General features: G+C 36.4%; 22 protein-coding genes and 1 pseudogene. 9 read left to right on the top strand and 14 right to left on the bottom strand.

Features of this window, described 5'->3' with window-relative positions; genetic code table 11:
- The first annotated feature begins 118 nt into the window (after positions 1-118).
- A complete protein-coding gene (locus BAQ44_RS06985; protein WP_000400130.1) occupies positions 119-298 on the top strand; it encodes a DUF5325 family protein in 180 nt (59 codons plus the stop codon).
- 44 nt (positions 299-342) lie between these two features.
- Here the strand turns inward: BAQ44_RS06985 and BAQ44_RS06980 are convergent, their stop codons facing one another.
- Entirely contained in the window at positions 343-1,134 is a 792-nt protein-coding gene (locus BAQ44_RS06980) for an inositol monophosphatase family protein (protein ID WP_063260460.1), read from the bottom strand.
- 88 nt (positions 1,135-1,222) lie between these two features.
- Positions 1,223-1,411, bottom strand: a complete 189-nt coding sequence (locus BAQ44_RS06975) for a YkzI domain-containing protein (protein WP_001250166.1) — start codon at positions 1,409-1,411, stop codon at positions 1,223-1,225.
- Positions 1,412-1,617: 206 nt separating this feature from the next.
- Between BAQ44_RS06975 and BAQ44_RS06970 the strand changes: the two genes are divergently transcribed.
- Entirely contained in the window at positions 1,618-2,244 is a 627-nt protein-coding gene (locus BAQ44_RS06970; protein ID WP_000175088.1) for a YktB family protein, read from the top strand.
- Between the two features lie 81 nt (positions 2,245-2,325).
- Here the strand turns inward: BAQ44_RS06970 and BAQ44_RS06965 are convergent, their stop codons facing one another.
- On the bottom strand, positions 2,326-2,595 hold the full coding sequence (locus BAQ44_RS06965) for a UPF0223 family protein (protein ID WP_000456541.1): 270 nt from the start codon (positions 2,593-2,595) through the stop codon (positions 2,326-2,328).
- Positions 2,596-2,961: 366 nt separating this feature from the next.
- Here BAQ44_RS06965 and speA point away from each other — a divergent pair, with 366 nt between their 5' ends.
- Together speA and BAQ44_RS06955 are read left to right on the top strand one after the other, a co-directional pair.
- The gene (gene speA / locus BAQ44_RS06960) at positions 2,962-4,434 is read left to right on the top strand and encodes an arginine decarboxylase (protein WP_063260462.1); all 1,473 of its coding nucleotides are present in this window, start codon (positions 2,962-2,964) and stop codon (positions 4,432-4,434) included.
- Positions 4,435-4,509: 75 nt separating this feature from the next.
- The gene (locus tag BAQ44_RS06955; RefSeq protein WP_061678274.1) at positions 4,510-5,340 is read left to right on the top strand and encodes a protein-glutamine gamma-glutamyltransferase; all 831 of its coding nucleotides are present in this window, start codon (positions 4,510-4,512) and stop codon (positions 5,338-5,340) included.
- A gap of 40 nt (positions 5,341-5,380) precedes the next feature.
- Here the strand turns inward: BAQ44_RS06955 and BAQ44_RS06950 are convergent, their stop codons facing one another.
- The 4 genes from BAQ44_RS06950 to BAQ44_RS06935 form a co-directional block, all read right to left on the bottom strand.
- Entirely contained in the window at positions 5,381-5,509 is a 129-nt protein-coding gene (locus BAQ44_RS06950) for a GapA-binding peptide SR1P (RefSeq protein WP_063260464.1), read from the bottom strand.
- Between the two features lie 46 nt (positions 5,510-5,555).
- Complete coding sequence (locus tag BAQ44_RS06945) at positions 5,556-5,684, bottom strand: GapA-binding peptide SR1P (protein WP_000536800.1); 129 nt, start codon at positions 5,682-5,684, stop codon at positions 5,556-5,558.
- Between the two features lie 59 nt (positions 5,685-5,743).
- Entirely contained in the window at positions 5,744-5,872 is a 129-nt protein-coding gene (locus BAQ44_RS06940) for a GapA-binding peptide SR1P (RefSeq protein ID WP_000536778.1), read from the bottom strand.
- A gap of 194 nt (positions 5,873-6,066) precedes the next feature.
- A complete protein-coding gene (locus BAQ44_RS06935; protein ID WP_033656384.1) occupies positions 6,067-6,363 on the bottom strand; it encodes a DUF3055 domain-containing protein in 297 nt (98 codons plus the stop codon).
- Positions 6,364-6,492: 129 nt separating this feature from the next.
- On the opposite strand from BAQ44_RS06935, the gene BAQ44_RS06930 reads away from it, so the two are divergent.
- Positions 6,493-6,885: a DUF1885 family protein gene (locus BAQ44_RS06930; protein ID WP_061678276.1), complete on the top strand. Its 393-nt coding sequence runs from the start codon at positions 6,493-6,495 to the stop codon at positions 6,883-6,885.
- Position 6,886: 1 nt separating this feature from the next.
- Here the strand turns inward: BAQ44_RS06930 and BAQ44_RS06925 are convergent, their stop codons facing one another.
- From BAQ44_RS06925 to pdhA, 5 genes are all read right to left on the bottom strand, one after another.
- Positions 6,887-7,114, bottom strand: coding sequence for a hypothetical protein (locus BAQ44_RS06925; RefSeq protein WP_061678277.1), 228 nt, complete (start codon positions 7,112-7,114; stop codon positions 6,887-6,889).
- Positions 7,115-7,350: 236 nt separating this feature from the next.
- Positions 7,351-8,763 (bottom strand): dihydrolipoyl dehydrogenase, encoded by a 1,413-nt coding sequence (gene lpdA / locus BAQ44_RS06920; RefSeq protein ID WP_061678278.1) that lies wholly within the window; start codon positions 8,761-8,763, stop codon positions 7,351-7,353.
- A gap of 5 nt (positions 8,764-8,768) precedes the next feature.
- Positions 8,769-10,058, bottom strand: coding sequence for a pyruvate dehydrogenase complex dihydrolipoyllysine-residue acetyltransferase (gene pdhC / locus BAQ44_RS06915; protein WP_071721331.1), 1,290 nt, complete (start codon positions 10,056-10,058; stop codon positions 8,769-8,771).
- A 93-nt stretch (positions 10,059-10,151) separates the two neighbouring features.
- On the bottom strand, positions 10,152-11,129 hold the full coding sequence (gene pdhB / locus BAQ44_RS06910; RefSeq protein WP_000068166.1) for a pyruvate dehydrogenase complex E1 component subunit beta: 978 nt from the start codon (positions 11,127-11,129) through the stop codon (positions 10,152-10,154).
- Positions 11,130-11,132: 3 nt separating this feature from the next.
- Positions 11,133-12,248, bottom strand: a complete 1,116-nt coding sequence (gene pdhA, locus BAQ44_RS06905) for a pyruvate dehydrogenase E1 component subunit alpha (RefSeq protein ID WP_000536893.1) — start codon at positions 12,246-12,248, stop codon at positions 11,133-11,135.
- A 579-nt stretch (positions 12,249-12,827) separates the two neighbouring features.
- On the opposite strand from pdhA, the pseudogene BAQ44_RS31775 reads away from it, so the two are divergent.
- Together BAQ44_RS31775 and def are read left to right on the top strand one after the other, a co-directional pair.
- Positions 12,828-12,908 (top strand): annotated as a pseudogene (locus BAQ44_RS31775) (YjcZ family sporulation protein); the annotation flags it as partial.
- A 164-nt stretch (positions 12,909-13,072) separates the two neighbouring features.
- Positions 13,073-13,627 (top strand): peptide deformylase, encoded by a 555-nt coding sequence (gene def / locus BAQ44_RS06895; protein ID WP_061678281.1) that lies wholly within the window; start codon positions 13,073-13,075, stop codon positions 13,625-13,627.
- A 59-nt stretch (positions 13,628-13,686) separates the two neighbouring features.
- Here def and BAQ44_RS06890 read toward each other — a convergent pair whose 3' ends face one another.
- Entirely contained in the window at positions 13,687-14,460 is a 774-nt protein-coding gene (locus tag BAQ44_RS06890; RefSeq protein ID WP_061678282.1) for a Cof-type HAD-IIB family hydrolase, read from the bottom strand.
- A 547-nt stretch (positions 14,461-15,007) separates the two neighbouring features.
- Between BAQ44_RS06890 and BAQ44_RS06880 the strand changes: the two genes are divergently transcribed.
- Together BAQ44_RS06880 and rnjA are read left to right on the top strand one after the other, a co-directional pair.
- On the top strand, positions 15,008-15,220 hold the full coding sequence (locus BAQ44_RS06880; protein WP_000576434.1) for a DNA-dependent RNA polymerase subunit epsilon: 213 nt from the start codon (positions 15,008-15,010) through the stop codon (positions 15,218-15,220).
- A gap of 4 nt (positions 15,221-15,224) precedes the next feature.
- Positions 15,225-16,892: a ribonuclease J1 gene (rnjA, locus tag BAQ44_RS06875; protein WP_000670372.1), complete on the top strand. Its 1,668-nt coding sequence runs from the start codon at positions 15,225-15,227 to the stop codon at positions 16,890-16,892.
- A 38-nt stretch (positions 16,893-16,930) separates the two neighbouring features.
- Here the strand turns inward: rnjA and BAQ44_RS06870 are convergent, their stop codons facing one another.
- The gene (locus BAQ44_RS06870; RefSeq protein WP_000504032.1) at positions 16,931-17,596 is read right to left on the bottom strand and encodes a potassium channel family protein; all 666 of its coding nucleotides are present in this window, start codon (positions 17,594-17,596) and stop codon (positions 16,931-16,933) included.
- Between the last annotated feature and the right edge of the window lie 21 nt (positions 17,597-17,617).

Below are 17,617 nucleotides of genomic sequence, written 5' to 3'. Positions count from 1 at the left end.
AATCCTTCTCTATTATAAGAGCGAAGGGGATACAATGGCAATCAAAATAAAATCAAGAATGAAAATATAGTTGTATTCTTACTTTTGTGAAAGTAAAATAAAATTGGAGGGTGAAGAAATGGAACACATTCAATATCGCTTTTTATTAACTGCAATTATCGGTGTTATTTTCTTAATCGGTATCGGTATTATGGTTGCTGAAAATAGTCCCATCGGTGTTATTATTTGCATTATCGGCACATTTGTTACAGTTGGATACGGTTTTGTAACAAAAAGAAAAATGCGTAAATCGCAATAACGTCAAAAAGTAAGAAGCGCTTATACAGCCTCTTACTTTTTTTGTTACTCCGCTATAAATCGTAACACCTCTTCGTACACTCCTGGTTTTGCAACTAATACGCTGCTCTTTTCTACGATAGAAAGCGAGGATCCAGCAAATGTTGTCGCCTTGCCTCCAACTTCCTCTACAATTATCTGTCCCCCACCAAAATCCCATGGTGATAATCTCGGCGTTACATATGCATCTATTCTTCCTGTTGCAACGTATACCATCTCTAACGCTGCACAACCATATGATCTCGTGCCTCTTGCTTTCTTAACCAGTGCCATCATACTTTCCTTATTCAGCAATGGATTGTCGGTAAGCCATATCGCATTTAAAGCTACAATACCTTGCTCTACAGTTCCTTTTTCCAATAAAGGTATTGGTACTTCATTACAAAATGCTCCAGCTCCCTTTACCGCATGGTATAATTCATCATGAACTGGATCATAAATGAGTCCAACCTTTCCGATACCGTTCTCATAAATTCCAATTGAAATTGCGAAATTTCTTTTTTGATGAACAAAGTTCATCGTGCCATCAATTGGATCAATTAACCAAACAACCCCATCAGACGAAGTTACCTCATCTCCATAACCTTCTTCTCCTAAAATATTATGGTTCGGGAATGTTTCTTTAATTTTCCCAATTAAAAACTGTTCTATTTCTCGGTCCATATTTGTTACTAAATCAGCTGCATTAGATTTCGTTTCTATAATAAGTGCTTTTTCCATTGATGCCATTAAAAACTCTCCTGCATCTCGAATCCACTGTTTGGCGTGTGCATCGATGTCTTTCCATACTTCTTGCATGTTTAAACACTCCGATCTATACTGTTCACAGAAAAAACGAACCCTTTATAAGGTTCGCACCAACTAATTTTTTATACATATACTATTATTACGCCTCTAAACGAATCATTTCAAGTCTTAACACTTCTAACTTTTGTACACACTCTTCTTTTTTCAGTTTATCATTTTCCATCATCGCATCATATAAAGTTGCTAATTCATAATCTAGCTCCAAACGTAGCACCGGTATTCTCTTTTCAGCATCTGTTCTCTTTAACGCATTAATCACCTGTCTCATATTATTTGCCTCCTCCCAATATTCGTCTGCCCTCGGACTAGAATTGATTCAATTTTCTGATTTTTTGTTTTATACTATACTATGTTGGATAAATCATCTATGCAACAAAATTATATTTTTTTATTTAAAATTTTTTGTGCTGTTTTTTTTATGAATAGTACAAGCTATGCTAAAATAAAAGCAAAATAGGAGTTGGAGGAACAATCATGACACTACAAACATTCAAGTCAACTGATTTTGAGGTCTTTACAGTTGATGGTCTCGAAGAACGAATGAGTGCAATTAAAACGAACATTCATCCTAAGCTGGAAGCTTTAGGGGAACAGTTTGCAACGTATTTATCCAAACAAACTGATGAGAACTTTTTTTATCATGTAGCAAAACATGCACGTCGCAAAGTCAATCCACCAAACGATACTTGGGTTGCTTTTTCAACAAATAAACGCGGATATAAAATGCTACCACATTTCCAAATTGGATTATGGGGTACTCATGCCTTCATATACTTTGGATTAATCTATGAGTGTCCACAAAAAGTGGAGACGGCTCACGCCTTCTTAGAACATTTAAATGATTTAAAAACAAATATTCCAAATGACTTCGTTTGGTCCATTGACCATACTAAACCAAGTGTAAAATTACATAGAACACTTGAAACAGAAGACTTACAAAAGATGATTGAACGTCTAGCTACTGTGAAAAAAGCAGAATTATTAGTTGGTATTCATATATCACCAGAGGAGTTTTCAGCAATGACCAACGAACAATTCCTTGCTAAGATTGAATCTACGATGCAATCACTCCTTCCTTTATATGCACTTTGTAATCGATAGTAGAAAACGGACAATTTATATTGTCCGTTTTTAGTTGTTATCACATTATATCACTTCAGTTTTCATTTTTCAAAATATTTTTTACATTTTCACAAGCTTTTGTTCTTCAGTTTCTTTTGCCCTTTGAATCGCACGATATATAGAATATCCACTTACTTCTTGGAACTCTTTATCAATTTTCTTCTCTTCTGCTTTAGATGGAACAATCTCTTTAAAACGACGATATAATCCCATTAATTCTTCTCTTATAATTCCTTTTTCGTATGCTTTCTCAATTGCTTCATAAAACTTCACAATTGCAACCATTTCCTCATTTGACCAATCATAATCTAGCGGATATTGATATTCCATTTTGCACCTCATTTATCATTTCTTCTTATTTCAATATGCTATCTTAAAGGAATTTTTTCTTCTTCACTATAGCCACTTTGCATTATACACTATTTATTCCTTATGATGGAATTGTCTTCCTCTATAAGATAATTGGAAATAACTATTTAACATACTCACTGTAAAAATATTTTTTTCTATACATCTATAATTATTGGTGATATAATGCTTTTGTTTTATAGAAAACAAAGTGAACCTACCATCTCAAAAACACTTTTGTGAATGGCAGAAAAACAAGCCTCATACTAAAAAGGATTTAACTTTTTTAGAACAGGATTATATAAAACAAATAATACTAAATATTATGAAGAAGAAGGAGTGTATAGATTGTCCCAATACGAAACACCATTGTTTACCGCTTTAGTTGAGCACAGTAAGCGAAATCCAATTCAATTCCATATTCCTGGTCATAAAAAAGGACAGGGTATGGATCCTACATTTCGCGAATTTATTGGGCATAATGCATTAGCAATTGATTTAATTAATATTGCGCCGCTCGATGATTTACATCATCCAAAAGGTATGATTAAAGAAGCACAGGATTTAGCAGCCGCTGCATTTGGTGCGGATCATACTTTCTTTTCTATTCAAGGTACAAGTGGTGCAATAATGACAATGGTGATGAGCGTTTGCGGTCCTGGTGACAAAATCCTAGTGCCACGAAACGTGCATAAATCAGTAATGTCAGCTATTATTTTCTCAGGTGCAAAACCGATTTTCATGCATCCTGAAATCGATCCAAAACTTGGTATTTCACATGGAATCACAATTCAATCTGTCAAAAAGGCACTTGAAGAGCATTCAGATGCAAAAGGCTTACTTGTTATTAACCCAACATACTTTGGCTTTGCTGCGGACTTAGAACAGATTGTCCAATTAGCACATTCTTACGATATCCCTGTACTCGTTGATGAGGCTCATGGTGTTCATATTCATTTTCACGATGAATTGCCGATGTCAGCGATGCAAGCCGGTGCAGATATGGCAGCAACAAGTGTTCACAAATTAGGAGGGTCTTTAACACAAAGTTCTATTCTTAACGTGAAGGAAGGTCTTGTGAACGTAAAACATGTTCAATCTATTATTAGCATGCTTACGACGACATCAACTTCTTACATCTTGTTAGCATCCCTAGATGCTGCTAGAAAACGTCTTGCTACAGAAGGAACAGCACTCATAGAACAAACAATACAATTAGCGGAACAAGTTCGTGATGCTATTAATGCTATTGAGGATCTTTACTGTCCTGGGAAAGAAATGCTAGGTACGGATGCTACTTTTAACTATGATCCTACAAAGATAATCGTATCTGTAAAAGATTTAGGTATTACAGGCCATCAGGCTGAAGTGTGGCTTAGAGAGCAATATAACATTGAAGTAGAACTCTCAGATTTATACAACATACTATGCCTTGTCACTTTCGGAGATACAGAAAGTGAGACAAATACACTTATTGCGGCATTACAAGATTTAGCAGCAACATTTAGAAATAAAGCCGATAAAGGTGTTCAAATACAAGTAGAAATCCCAGAAATACCAGTGCTAGCACTTTCTCCTCGAGATGCTTTTTATTCGGAAACAGAAGTCATTCCGTTTGAAAATGCAGCAGGTCGTATTATAGCTGATTTCGTTATGGTTTATCCGCCAGGGATTCCAATCTTTACTCCGGGGGAAATTATTACACAAGATAACTTAGAGTATATTCGTAAAAACTTAGAAGCAGGTTTACCTGTACAAGGTCCTGAAGATATGACATTACAAACATTACGTGTGATTAAAGAGTACAAGCCTATCAGTTGATAGGCTTTTCTTTCACCCTTTTCCCCTTTTCTCATACGATATGAAGTAATGTAATGTATAGGTGGGGATACTATTATGATTGTAATAGGCCGTTCTATTGTACATCCTTATATCACAAATGAATATGAGCCATTTGCATCTGAGAAACAACAAATTTTATCTATAATGGCAGGAAATCAAGAAATCTATTCCTTCCGAACAGCTGATGAACTCAGCTTTGATCTAAATTTGCGCGTTAATATTATTACTTCTGCATTAGAACTTTTTCAAAGTGGATTTCAGTTTCGCACATTTCAACAGTCCTTTTGCAACCCCCAGTATTGGAAAAGAACGTCACTTGGGGGATTCGAGCTCCTCCCAAACATACCCCCTTCCATTGCCATACAAGATATTTTCAAAAACGGAAAACTATATGGAACTGAATGTGCCACCGCTATGATCATTATTTTTTACAAAGCTTTACTATCCTTGTATGAGGAAGAAACGTTCAACCGTCTCTTTGCAAACCTTTTACTTTATACGTGGGACTACGATCAAGATTTAAAGCTCATAACAAAAACGGGTGGCGATCTAGTTCCCGGCGACCTCGTTTATTTTAAAAATCCACAAGTGAATCCAGCTACAATCGAGTGGCAAGGAGAAAATACAATCTATCTAGGAAACTTCTTTTTTTACGGACATGGCGTAGGTGTAAAAACAAAAGAAGAAATTATATACGCATTAAATGAACGACGCGTCCCTTACGCTTTTATTTCAGCTTTCTTGACCGATACTATTACCCGTATTGATAGCCGTCTCATGAGCCACTACGCCTCTCCTAGCACTCCACAGACATCGATAGGATTTATTCCGATTAGAGATGATGCAATCGTTGCAACAGTTGGTCATACAACTACAATTTATTAAAAAAGCGCCTACATGTGTATATGTAGGCGCTTTTTCTTATTTAAGCTTTTTTATGTTCTTTATGGTCACATTCGCAATGAGATCCACATTTCCCGTATAGTACTGTTGATTTTTCATCTTCAAAATGTCCGATTGTTCCTTCACATACTTGGCATACGATTGTTCCCATTTTTCATTTCCCCCCTGAGTTTTAATAATAATCTACTTATTTATAATTAAGCTTTCGCTTTGTCTTTATTAGCACAGTCACAATTTGTACCACATTTTCCGTAAAGCACTGTCGTTTTTTCATCTTCAAAATGACCGATTGTTCCTTCACATACTTGGCATACGATTGTTCCCATTTTTCATTTCCCCCTAAGTTTATGGTCCTAAAAACTTTTAGCTGTCCATTTCCTATCAATTATTGGGCTTTTGTATGCTCTGTGTGATCACATCCGCAAGATCCACATTTCCCGTAAAGTACCGTTACTTTCTCATCCTCGAAGTGTGCAATTGTACCTTCACAATCTTGACATACGATCGTTCCCATTTTTCATTTCCCCCTAAGTTTATAATCCCAAAAACTTTTGTAACCGCTTAACTTTCTGTCTTTATTTTAATATGTTATACTTTTTACGTCAATAGGTTTTTAGTATAACACATTAAATATTTTTAATTTAAATTAGTATGCGATATTCAAACAAAAAAACAGCCATATTTATACGTACGACTGTTTTACATTAATTATTCTTCATATTCCGCATGCAAAGAAGTAGATGGGACTAAAAATTTAAAAAACTGCGCTAACTCTGCCGCTTCCTCTTCTGATCCTAATTTAAAAACTTCCTGTATATGTTGCACATTCTCTACATCATCTCGTCCAAGTAAAGTAGATCTTCCTGTTTGCATGCAAACAATGAGTGGCTTTCCAAAAAACATATTTGTATAAATAACGCCAAAATCATAACGAGTATCATGTGTCATAAACCCCAAAAATCGTACCTTCACACTTTCATGCTCATCATACAATTTTTCAAACATCGGTTTCCACCTTTCTACATCACCTTTCATTAGTATATTAAACAAAAAAAGGAATACTCCTTTTAATTGTCAAAAAATTCAGTAGGATGTAGAATGAGAGTATTCTACTAAGGTTAGGAGGAAACTTATATGCAACATGCCTTTATTACGCTTGTACCTAAATCCAATCAACAAGCTGTTTCAACAGATGATATAAAACAACTTTTTCAGTACTATAAAACAGTTACTTCCAAAACTGGTGTTCAAATCAATTACGCTTATACAAATACCGCTTTTCCTTATGAAATTTTGGATACATCAGCAACAACATTAAAACTACAATCTACTCACGATCGATATGACTCTATTTATGTTGGTGTTGGTATAGAAAAGGAACAATCTTTTATTCAGATTTCTTTACCACCTAATGCAACATTTGGTGATAAAGGAAAAGCAAATGAATTTTGCCGTTTTCTAGCGAAGAAATTAGAAGGAGAATTACAATTATTTAATGGAAGAACAATGTATTTCTATAAACGTTAATTTAAAAAACAGAAAATATAATTAAGAAAAGTATGCAATTTGAACACGTAAGGAATAAAGCCTGCTTTCTGATATGCAATACAAAATATGCAATCACATATGCTAAATAAAGGAATACAAAAAATAGAATGACTTTGTAATGCAACTTATCACCATTTGACAATGATAATACAACAGAAAAACCACTCCATAATAAAAAATGATAAAATATAACATGTAATATTCTCATGGAATCTTCTCCTTTGACATGCTCTATTTTATTAATATATGGGATTATGTTTGAATCAATTACATATTATACGAAAGCATGTATACAGCTTTTGGATTCATATATGTTCTACCGATTCATTTAAAGTATTATATATTCATTCGACAAGTACATTTAAAGACCTTGCAAGCCATTTTATTAAAATAAAAAATAGCCCATCTCTTTAAATAAGAGATGGGCTATTTTCATTACTTAAATTATTTTACAATGTGAATTGGCATTCCAAGAGCAACTTCAGCTGCTTCCATTGTGATCTCACCTAATGTTGGGTGAGCATGGATTGTTTGAGCGATATCTTCTGCAGTCATTCCTGCTTCGATAGCTAAACCAATCTCAGAGATAATATCAGAAGCGCCTGCACCTGCAACTTGAGCACCTACAAGAAGACCGTCTTCTTTACGTGTTACAAGTTGTAGGAAACCGTCAGTGCTGTTTAATGATAACGCACGACCGTTAGCAGCGAATGGGAACTTAGATACAGCTACTGTCATTCCTGCTTCTTCTGCTTGTTTCTTAGTGTAACCAACAGATGCTAATTCTGGATCAGTGAAGCATACTGCAGGAATTCCGATGTAATCGATTGCTGATGCATGGCCACTAATTGCTTCAACAGCTACTTTACCTTCGTAAGAAGCTTTGTGAGCTAATGGTGGTCCAGGAACGATATCACCGATTGCATAGATGTTTGGTACGTTTGTACGACATTGCTCATCGATTTCGATGATGCCGCGGTCAGTCATTTTAACTCCAACTTGCTCAAGACCGATTTCTTGAGTGTTTGGACGACGACCTACAGTTACTAATACGTAATCTGCTTCTACAGTTTGGATTTCACCTTTAACTTCAAAGCTAACTTTTACGCCAGTTTCTGTTTCTTCAACGCCTTTAGCCATAGCTTTTGTATGGATATTAACGTTACCTTTCTTTTGAAGAGCACGTTTAACAACAGAGCTCATAGCTTTTTCGAAACCAGCTAAGATTTCGTCGCCAGCTTCTACTACAGTAACTTCTGTACCGAAGTTAGCATATGCAGTTCCTAATTCCATACCGATGTAACCGCCGCCGATTACAACAAGTTTTTTAGGAATTTCAGGTAAGCTTAAAGCACCTGTAGAGTTGATAACACGTTTAGAGTATTTGAATCCTGGAATTTCGATTGGTGTAGAACCAGTTGCAAGAACAGCATTTTTAAACGTATACGTTTGAGCTGCATCTTCAGTCATTACGCGTAATGTGTTAGCATCTACGAAGTAAGCTTCACCGCGAATGATTTCAACTTTGTTACCTTTAAGAAGGCCTTCAACACCGCCAGTTAATTTCTTAACTACGCCGTTTTTCCATTCTTGAACTTTTGTAAAGTCAACTTTTACGTTCTCTGCAGTGATACCCATGTCATCAGAATGCATTGCATTCTCATAACGATGACCTGCATTGATTAACGCTTTTGAAGGAATACATCCAACGTTTAAGCATACGCCACCAAGGTTAGCTTTTTCAATGATTGCTACCTTTTGACCTAATTGTGCTGCACGAATTGCCGCAACGTATCCACCAGGACCTGCACCAACAACGACTGTATCTAATTCAATTGGGAAATCTCCTACTACCATTGTTATTACGCCTCCATTACTAATAATTGTGGGTCATTCAATAGACGTTTAATTTGGTTTAATGCTTTTTGAGCAGTTGCGCCGTCAATTAAACGATGGTCAAAGCTTAGAGATAATGCTAATACTGGAGCTGCAACGATTTCACCGTTTTTCACAACTGGCTTCTCAGCGATACGGCCGATACCAAGGATTGCTACTTCTGGGTGGTTGATAACTGGAGTGAACCATTGTCCACCTGCAGAACCAATGTTTGTAATTGTGCAAGAAGCACCTTTCATTTCAGCCGGAGCTAAACGACCTTCACGTGCTTTACCAGCAAGATCATTGATCTCGTTAGAAATAGTGAAGATTGATTTACGATCTGTATCTTTAACAACTGGTACTAATAGACCTTTGTCTGTATCAGCTGCGATACCGATGTTGAAGTAATGTTTATGAACGATTTCTTGAGAAGCATCGTCTAAAGCAGTATTCAACATTGGGAATTCACGTAATGCAGATGTTAAAGCTTTAACAACGTATGGAAGGTAAGTTAATTTAATACCTTTGTCAGCTGCAACAGCTTTGAACTTCTTACGGTGAGCAACAAGCTCAGTTACATCAACTTCATCCATTAATGTTACGTGAGGAGCTGTGTGCTTAGAGTTAACCATTGCTTTCGCAATCGCTTTACGGATACCACTCATTTTCTCACGAGTTTCTGGATATTCACCAGCTGGGATAGGTTGTGCTTTTGGTGCTGCTTCTTCTTTCGCTGCTGCTGGAGTAGCTTCTACTGCTGCTGGAGCCTCAGTTGCTGCTACTGCTTGTCCACCATTTGCAAATGCATCGATGTCAGCTTTAACGATACGGCCGTTCTTACCAGAACCAGCTACTTTATGAATGTCTACGCCGTTTTCACGAGCATATTTACGAACAGATGGCATAGCGATTACGCGCTCATTTACTACTTCTGCAGTTGCTGCTGGAGTAGCTTCCGCTGCTGGAGCTTCTACTGCTTCTTCAGCTTTTGGAGCTTCGTCATGATCGTCACCTTTAAATTTAAGGTTTTCGTATCCAGGAGCATCAAACTTAATTAATGTATCTCCTACAATTGCAACTGTTCCTTCTTCTACAAGTACTTCAAGTACTTTACCTTTAACAGGAGAAGGGATTTCTACTACTGCTTTATCATTTTGTACTTCAAGAAGTACATCGTCTTCGTTTACTTCATCGCCTGGTTTAATAAACCATTTTACGATTTCACCTTCGTGGATACCTTCACCGATATCTGGTAGTTTAAATTCAAATGCCACGGAATTCAGCCCCCTGATTCATTTCATTATTATGGAATATGTACAAAAGAAACCAGCATGTGCTGATTTCTTTTGCACATGAAAAGCTAAAAATTAGAAGTTCATTACTTTGTTAACAGCTTCAACAATATCTTTATGGTTTGGTAACCATACGCTCTCAGCTTGAGAGAATGGGAATACTGTATCAGCAGCTGCAACACGTACAACTGGAGCTTCTAAGTTTAAGATTGCACGGTCGTTAATTTCCGCTACAACGTTAGCTGCAATACCAGCTTGTTTTTGCGCTTCTTGAACTACAACTACGCGGCCTGTTTTTTCAACAGAAGCGATGATTGTTTCGATATCTAATGGTTGAACTGTACGTAAGTCAACAACCTCTAAAGAGATACCTTCTTTTTCAAGTTCTTCAGCAGCTTTTAATGCAGCGTGAACCATAGCACCGTAAGCGATAACAGATACATCTGTACCTTCACGTTTGATATCAGCTTTACCTAAATCAATTGTGTATTCGCCTTCTGGTACATCTTGACGGAATGAACGGTACAATTTCATATGCTCTAAGTAGATAACTGGATCGTTGTCACGAATCGCAGAGATTAAAAGACCTTTTGCATCGTATGGAGTAGATGGAATAACAACTTTTAGACCAGGTTGTTGAGCCACTAATCCTTCTAAGCTATCAGCATGTAGTTCAGGAGTATGAACACCGCCACCGAATGGAGAACGAACTGTTACTGGAGCAGTCCAACGTCCACCAGAACGGTAACGCATACGAGCTAATTGACCAGAAATTGAATCCATTACTTCATAAACGAAACCGAAGAATTGGATTTCTGGAACTGGACGGAAACCTTCTAATGCAAGTCCAACTGCAAGTCCACCAATACCAGACTCTGCAAGTGGAGTATCCATTACACGATCTTCACCGAATTCAGCTTGTAAACCTTCAGTAGCACGGAATACACCGCCGTTTACACCAACGTCTTCACCAAACACAAGTACGTTAGGGTCATTTTTCATTTCAACGCGTAAAGCATCAGTGATTGCTTGAATCATTGTCATTTGAGCCATGGCTTACTTCGACTCCTTTTCTTTGTAAATTTCATATTGTTCAGCTAAGTTGTAAGGCATTTTTTCGTACATGATTTCCATTAAATCAGTAACTTTTTGTTTTGGAGCTTGGTCAGCCTTAGCAATTGCTTGTTTGATATCTTCTTTTGCTTCTTCGATTACTTTCTCTTCAACTTCTTGAGACCATAGGCCTTTGTTTTCTAAGAATGCACGGAAGCGTACGATTGGATCTTTTTGTTCCCATTCGTTCTCGATATCTTTTGTACGGTAACGAGTTGGGTCATCACCAGCCATTGTATGTGGACCGTAACGGAATGTTAAAGTCTCGATTAAAGTAGGGCCTTCGCCATTTACTGCACGCTCACGAGCGAAAGCAGTTGCTGCGTATACAGCTAATGGATCCATACCGTCTACTTGAATTCCGTAAATACCTGCTGCTACTGCTTTTTGTGCTACAGTTTTAGCTGCAGATTGCTTTTCTACTGGAGTAGAGATTGCATAACGGTTGTTTTGTACAACGAAGATTGCTGGAGCTTTGAAAGCACCTGCAAAGTTCATACCTTCGTAGAAGTCACCTTGTGAAGCACCACCGTCACCAGTGTAAGTAATTGCAACAGATTTTTTACCACGTAATTTCATACCTAACGCAACACCAGCAGTTTGGATGATTTGCGCACCGATAATGATTTGTGGAGCAAGTGCATTTACATTCTCAGGCATTTGGTTACCCATGAAATGTCCACGAGAGAATAAGAATGCTTGGTATAATGGTAAACCGTGCCATACTAATTGTGGCACATCACGATATCCTGGTAAGATGAAATCTTCTGCTTCAAGTGCGAAATGACTTGCTAATTGAGAAGCCTCTTGTCCAGCTGTTGGTGCGTAGAAACCTAAACGTCCTTGACGGTTTAAAGAAATAGAACGTTGATCTAGTACGCGAGTATACACCATACGGCGCATTAATTCTTTTAATTGATCATCTGATAATTCAGGCATAGCTGCTTCATTCACAACTTCGCCTTTTTCATTTAAAATTTGTAATGTCTCAAATTGAGCTGCGATAGCTTTCATTTGCTCATCAACATTAAATAGGGTCTTTTTTGTTTTAGTACCCATTCCGTTCACCTCTTCCTCTCTTGAACCATATTCTGAAACGCTTTCACTATCTATTAGCTAGACTGAAAACGCAACAATGTAAACCAACAAATTTATCTGTCGGTTGAGAATAATTTTGTGTACCTAACAATCTGTACTAATGTTTTTTCAGAAACATATTAATACAATCTTGATCACGTTTTTTAGTTTACAACTATTCTAATTACGATGTCAATTACTTTGAATACGTTTTTTTATAAATAATCTGCAGGTTTCTTCTACACAAACGTGTTTTTATTTTTCACATCTGTATTAGTAAGCATTAACCTGCTGTTATATTATTCCCTTTTTAACTTGTTTTTTCTCTTAGAATAATATGTAAACGATTTAATTCTTTTTAGTTTTTCTCTCTTCTTAACAAAAATATACAAACTCTTCTTCCTTTTATAGGTAATTACCCATACATTTCTACTCTTCCCTCCATACATTATAGTAACCGCAATATTAGCGGGAAATGATAAAGGAGGTCATCTCATGTACGGATACTCATATTGCTATCCAACTTGTTCATATCCTTCCTACGGTTATGGCGATTCTTGTGGTGGGTCTGGACGCGGCTTCGCCTTAATCGTTGTGTTGTTTATTCTTTTAATTATCGTTGGTGCTGCTTGCATTCGCTAATGTAAAATGAAACAACTATGGAAAAAAACAGACGGCTTTGCCGTCTGTTTTTTTATTACATACATAAATATTCTATAGTAAAACGCTTTCCAAAGCGCTTCCCTACTTGTCGATGACTTTTTCCATCTCCTTTGGTAGACTAAAGAAGAAAGGAGAGATTACATATGCTTACAATGAAAGATGTCATTCGCGAAGGAGATCCTATTTTGCGAAACGTTGCAGAAGAGGTATCAATGCCGGCGAGCGAAGAAGATACAACTGCCCTTAAAGAAATGATTGAATTTGTAATCAATAGCCAAGATCCTGAAATGGCTGAAAAATATAGTTTACGCCCTGGAATCGGATTAGCTGCTCCGCAAATCGGTATTTCAAAGAAAATGATTGCAGTTCACGTAACAGATACGGACGGTACGTTATATAGTCATGCATTATTCAACCCAAAAATCATTAGTCATTCTGTTGAACGTACATTTTTACAAAGTGGGGAAGGCTGTCTATCAGTAGACCGCGAAGTACCTGGTTATGTCCCTCGTTACACAAGAATTACAGTGAAAGCAACATCTATCAACGGCGAGGAATTAAAATTACGTTTAAAAGGTTTACCAGCAATCGTATTTCAGCATGAGATTGACCATTTAAATGGTGTTATGTTCTATGACCACATTAATAAAGAAAATCCATTTGCTGCTCCTGACGATTCAAAACCTCTAGAGCGATAATAAAAAAAAGGCGGGAGTAAATCTTCCGCCTTTTTTTATGAAATGGGTTCCATATTCACTTATAGCAATCCAGCCCATTTTAAGCCATGATATATGCCGTCTTCACTAACATCCTTTGTCACATGATTTGCAAGTTTTTTCAAGTCTTCATGACCGTTCCCCATCACAATACCTGTCCCAACTGCTTCAATCATTTCTAAATCATTTAAGCCATCTCCAAATGCATACACTTGTTCACGGTTAAATCCTAATTTTTCAATGAATTTCTCAATTCCTTTCGCCTTCGAACCACCATTTGGAATAATATCCATTGAATATGCATGCCAGCGAATGAAATGAAAGTCTGGATACTGATTAATAAACTTTTCCTCTTCATTCACTTCACAGAAAAGAAGCGTTTGATAAATATTACGTTTCTCATAGAAATCAGGTTCATATGCCGGATGCTCAAAATTTAAGCTTCCAAAACCTTCTTTCACATAATCATGATATTCCACTGATGCTCTCATTTCTTGATGATCAAGATATACAAGTGGATATCCTTCTTGTTTTGCAAATTGAGTAAACTTATGTAAGGCAGCTGGATGTAACGGGTTATTAAATACTACCTCATCTTCAAATACAACGTACTGTCCATTAAAGCTAACATAATTGTGTATATTGAGTTCCTCACGAATATCTTCAAACATAAATGGCGCACGTCCTGTCGCAATTGCTACATGCACGCCTTTTTCTTGTAAATGTCTTACTGCATCTCGTGTAGATTGCGGAATCTTCTTATCATGATCTAATAATGTTCCATCAATATCAAAAAAGACAATTTTATCATTCATTTGTCAAAATCCTTTCTGTTACTCTATATTCCCATTTTGATTATCGCTTTTCAAATTCTAAAAAAAAGTATAACATATTAAACATCTGTGAAGAAAGCGTTCACTTTCTGACCTTATTTATGAAACCTGCATATATATATTAGTAAAAAATGTGGATACTTGTTCGTATGAATTTTCTTTTCTATTCTTTCTCATACTATACCTATAACTAACGGCTACTAATCGTTGCTATAGAATAACTTTCCCTGTATGAGAAAGGACAAGATTCAACATTCACTTTTGTCTTCTTTCTTATATCAGAGGCGGAGTTTTCACTAGTAATATGCATGTTTAAAATAAGGAAAGGAAGGAGTAATCATGCTGAAGAAGCTGAAGAAAAAGCTCAAGCGTTATTTAAAAGATCTAGTCCGTAAAAAGACAATCGCTTAAATTGTGCCCATTTCGGGCTTTTTCTTCATTCTCATTCGAAAAAACATGAAAATCGTGACTGTTTGCTTTATAATAAGTAACAGATAATGCAAAACATAGACAAGGAGAGGTTTTCCAAATGATTTTTAAAGTATTTTATCAAGACAAAATGACTGAGGTTCCAGTACGTGAAAATACAAAAGTTTTATATTTAGAGGCTACGTCTGAAAAGGATGTTCGTAAGAAATTAAATAAGTTCGCATATAATATCGAGTTCGTTCAGTCTGTTACTGGTGCACATCTTGAATATGAAAAAGAAAACGCTGATTTAACATTAGCGGAAATCGTATAGTCATATGAAATTTCTAAAGAATGATCAGGCTGCCGTTTTTGCTTTAGGTGGACTTGGTGAAATCGGTAAAAATACATATGCTGTTCAATTTCAAGATGAAATTATTATTATTGATGCTGGAATTAAATTTCCAGAAGACGAACTCCTCGGAATCGATTATGTAATACCAGATTACACTTACTTTGTGCGAAACGAAGATAAAATTAAAGGATTATTCATTACACATGGTCACGAAGATCATATTGGTGGAATTCCTTACTTATTACGTCAAGTAAACATCCCGATTTATGGCGGAAAATTAGCAATTGCGCTAATCAAAAACAAATTAGAAGAGCACGGATTACTTCGTAAAGCAAAACTTTATGAAATTCAAGAAGATGATGTTATTAAATTTAAAAAGACATCTGTTTCCTTCTTCCGTACAACTCACAGTATTCCAGATTCATACGGAGTTGTTGTGAAAACACCTCAAGGACAAGTTGTTCATACTGGTGATTTCAAATTTGATTTCACACCAGTTGGTGAACCAGCGGACTTAACAAAAATGGCTGAAATCGGAAAAGACGGTGTACTTTGTCTCTTATCTGACAGTACAAACAGTGAAGTTCCAAACTTTACAATGTCTGAGCGCCGTGTTGGTGATAGTATTCAAGATATTTTCCGCAAAGTAGAAGGTCGTATTATCTTCGCAACCTTTGCATCAAATATCCATCGTCTACAACAAGTTGTTGAAGCGGCTGTTGAAAACAATCGTAAAGTTGCTGTGTTCGGTCGCAGTATGGAAGCAGCGATTGAAATCGGACAAAACCTCGGTTATATTCGCTGTCCGAAAGATACATTCATAGATACATCTCAACTAAACCGCCTACCGGCTAATAAAGTTGTTATTTTATGTACAGGTAGTCAAGGTGAACCAATGGCAGCACTTTCACGTATTGCTAATGGTACTCATCGTCAAATTCAAATCATTCCTGGCGACACAGTTGTTTTCTCTTCTTCACCAATCCCTGGTAACACAATTAGTGTAAGCCGTACAATTAACATGTTGTATCGTGCTGGTGCTGATGTAATCCACGGAAAACTGTCAAACATTCATACGAGTGGACACGGTGGACAAGAAGAACAAAAACTAATGCTTCGTCTAATTAAACCGAAGTATTTCATGCCAATTCATGGTGAATATCGTATGCAACGTATGCATATGAAGTTAGCAAATGATTGTGGTATTCCAGAAGAAAACTGTTTCATCATGGATAATGGAGATGTTCTTGCTCTTCGTTCAGATGAAGCAAGCGTAGCTGGTAAAATACCATCCGGATCTGTCTATATTGACGGAAATGGTATTGGAGATATCGGTAATATCGTATTACGCGATCGTCGTATTCTTTCTGAAGAAGGACTTGTTATTGTAGTTGTAAGCATTGATATGAAAGAGTTTAAAGTTGCAGCAGGACCTGATATTATCTCACGTGGTTTCGTGTATATGCGCGAAAGTAGTGATTTAATTAATGATGCTCAAACATTAATTACAACTCATTTAGAAAAAGTAATGGAGCGTAAAACAACACAATGGTCTGAAATTAAAAATGAAATTACAGACACATTAGCACCATTCCTATATGAAAAAACGAAACGTCGCCCAATGATTTTACCAATCATTATGGAAATATAAGAAAAAGGACAATACCTTCATGGTATTGTCCTTTTCTCTTATCTTAAAAAGTGTTTAAAACGATCTACTTCATCGTCATGACCAATTACAATTAATATATCTCCCGCTTGAATATTTTCCGTAGCTCGAGGAGATACAATAACTTCTTTACCACGTTTAATCGCTACAATATTCAATCCAAACTTCGCACGAATATCTAATTCGATTAAAGAATGACCATCAATTTTTTTATTTGCAATAATCTCTACAATACTATGCTCATCTGAAAGCTCAAGATAGTCTAATACATTACTTGATGCAATATTATTAGCAATCCTTTTTCCCATATCACGCTCTGGGTGCACAATGTGATCTGCCCCTATTTTACTTAACACTTTTTCATGGTAATCATTTTGAGCTTTTACAGTAATATTTTTTACACCTAACTCTTTCAGAATTAATGTTGTTAAAATACTTGAATTTAAATTGTCTCCAATAGCAACGACTACATGGTCAAAATTACGAATACCAAGACTTTTTAATACCATCTCATCTGTCGAATCTGCAATTACAGCATGTGAAGCTATATTTGCAAACTCATTAATTTTATCCTCATCTGAATCAATTGCCATTACTTCCATACCTAATTGAGCAAGTTCCCGGCAAATACTTCCACCAAAACGTCCAAGCCCAATGACAGCAAATTCTTTCTCTTTTTCACCCACAGGAATTCCTCCAATAACATC

The organism is Bacillus mobilis (genome assembly GCF_001884045.1).
Taxonomy (GTDB): Bacteria; Bacillota; Bacilli; order Bacillales; family Bacillaceae_G; genus Bacillus_A; species Bacillus_A mobilis.
This window is presented reverse-complemented; position numbering and strand designations above follow the sequence as displayed.

Excerpts from the sequence above, each read along its gene's own strand:
- BAQ44_RS06985 (WP_000400130.1), top strand. The coding sequence starts at position 119 with ATGGAACACATTCAATATCGCTTTTTATTAACTGCAATTATCGGTGTT.
- BAQ44_RS06980 (WP_063260460.1), bottom strand. The coding sequence starts at position 1,134 with ATGCAAGAAGTATGGAAAGACATCGATGCACACGCCAAACAGTGGATT.
- BAQ44_RS06975 (WP_001250166.1), bottom strand. The coding sequence starts at position 1,411 with ATGAGACAGGTGATTAATGCGTTAAAGAGAACAGATGCTGAAAAGAGA.
- BAQ44_RS06970 (WP_000175088.1), top strand. The coding sequence starts at position 1,618 with ATGACACTACAAACATTCAAGTCAACTGATTTTGAGGTCTTTACAGTT.
- BAQ44_RS06965 (WP_000456541.1), bottom strand. The coding sequence starts at position 2,595 with ATGGAATATCAATATCCGCTAGATTATGATTGGTCAAATGAGGAAATG.
- BAQ44_RS06955 (WP_061678274.1), top strand. The coding sequence starts at position 4,510 with ATGATTGTAATAGGCCGTTCTATTGTACATCCTTATATCACAAATGAA.
- BAQ44_RS06950 (WP_063260464.1), bottom strand. The coding sequence starts at position 5,509 with ATGGGAACAATCGTATGCCAAGTATGTGAAGGAACAATCGGACATTTT.
- BAQ44_RS06945 (WP_000536800.1), bottom strand. The coding sequence starts at position 5,684 with ATGGGAACAATCGTATGCCAAGTATGTGAAGGAACAATCGGTCATTTT.
- BAQ44_RS06940 (WP_000536778.1), bottom strand. The coding sequence starts at position 5,872 with ATGGGAACGATCGTATGTCAAGATTGTGAAGGTACAATTGCACACTTC.
- BAQ44_RS06935 (WP_033656384.1), bottom strand. The coding sequence starts at position 6,363 with ATGTTTGAAAAATTGTATGATGAGCATGAAAGTGTGAAGGTACGATTT.
- BAQ44_RS06930 (WP_061678276.1), top strand. The coding sequence starts at position 6,493 with ATGCAACATGCCTTTATTACGCTTGTACCTAAATCCAATCAACAAGCT.
- BAQ44_RS06925 (WP_061678277.1), bottom strand. The coding sequence starts at position 7,114 with ATGAGAATATTACATGTTATATTTTATCATTTTTTATTATGGAGTGGT.
- lpdA (WP_061678278.1), bottom strand. The coding sequence starts at position 8,763 with ATGGTAGTAGGAGATTTCCCAATTGAATTAGATACAGTCGTTGTTGGT.
- pdhB (WP_000068166.1), bottom strand. The coding sequence starts at position 11,129 with ATGGCTCAAATGACAATGATTCAAGCAATCACTGATGCTTTACGCGTT.
- pdhA (WP_000536893.1), bottom strand. The coding sequence starts at position 12,248 with ATGGGTACTAAAACAAAAAAGACCCTATTTAATGTTGATGAGCAAATG.
- def (WP_061678281.1), top strand. The coding sequence starts at position 13,073 with ATGCTTACAATGAAAGATGTCATTCGCGAAGGAGATCCTATTTTGCGA.
- BAQ44_RS06890 (WP_061678282.1), bottom strand. The coding sequence starts at position 14,460 with ATGAATGATAAAATTGTCTTTTTTGATATTGATGGAACATTATTAGAT.
- BAQ44_RS06880 (WP_000576434.1), top strand. The coding sequence starts at position 15,008 with ATGATTTTTAAAGTATTTTATCAAGACAAAATGACTGAGGTTCCAGTA.
- rnjA (WP_000670372.1), top strand. The coding sequence starts at position 15,225 with ATGAAATTTCTAAAGAATGATCAGGCTGCCGTTTTTGCTTTAGGTGGA.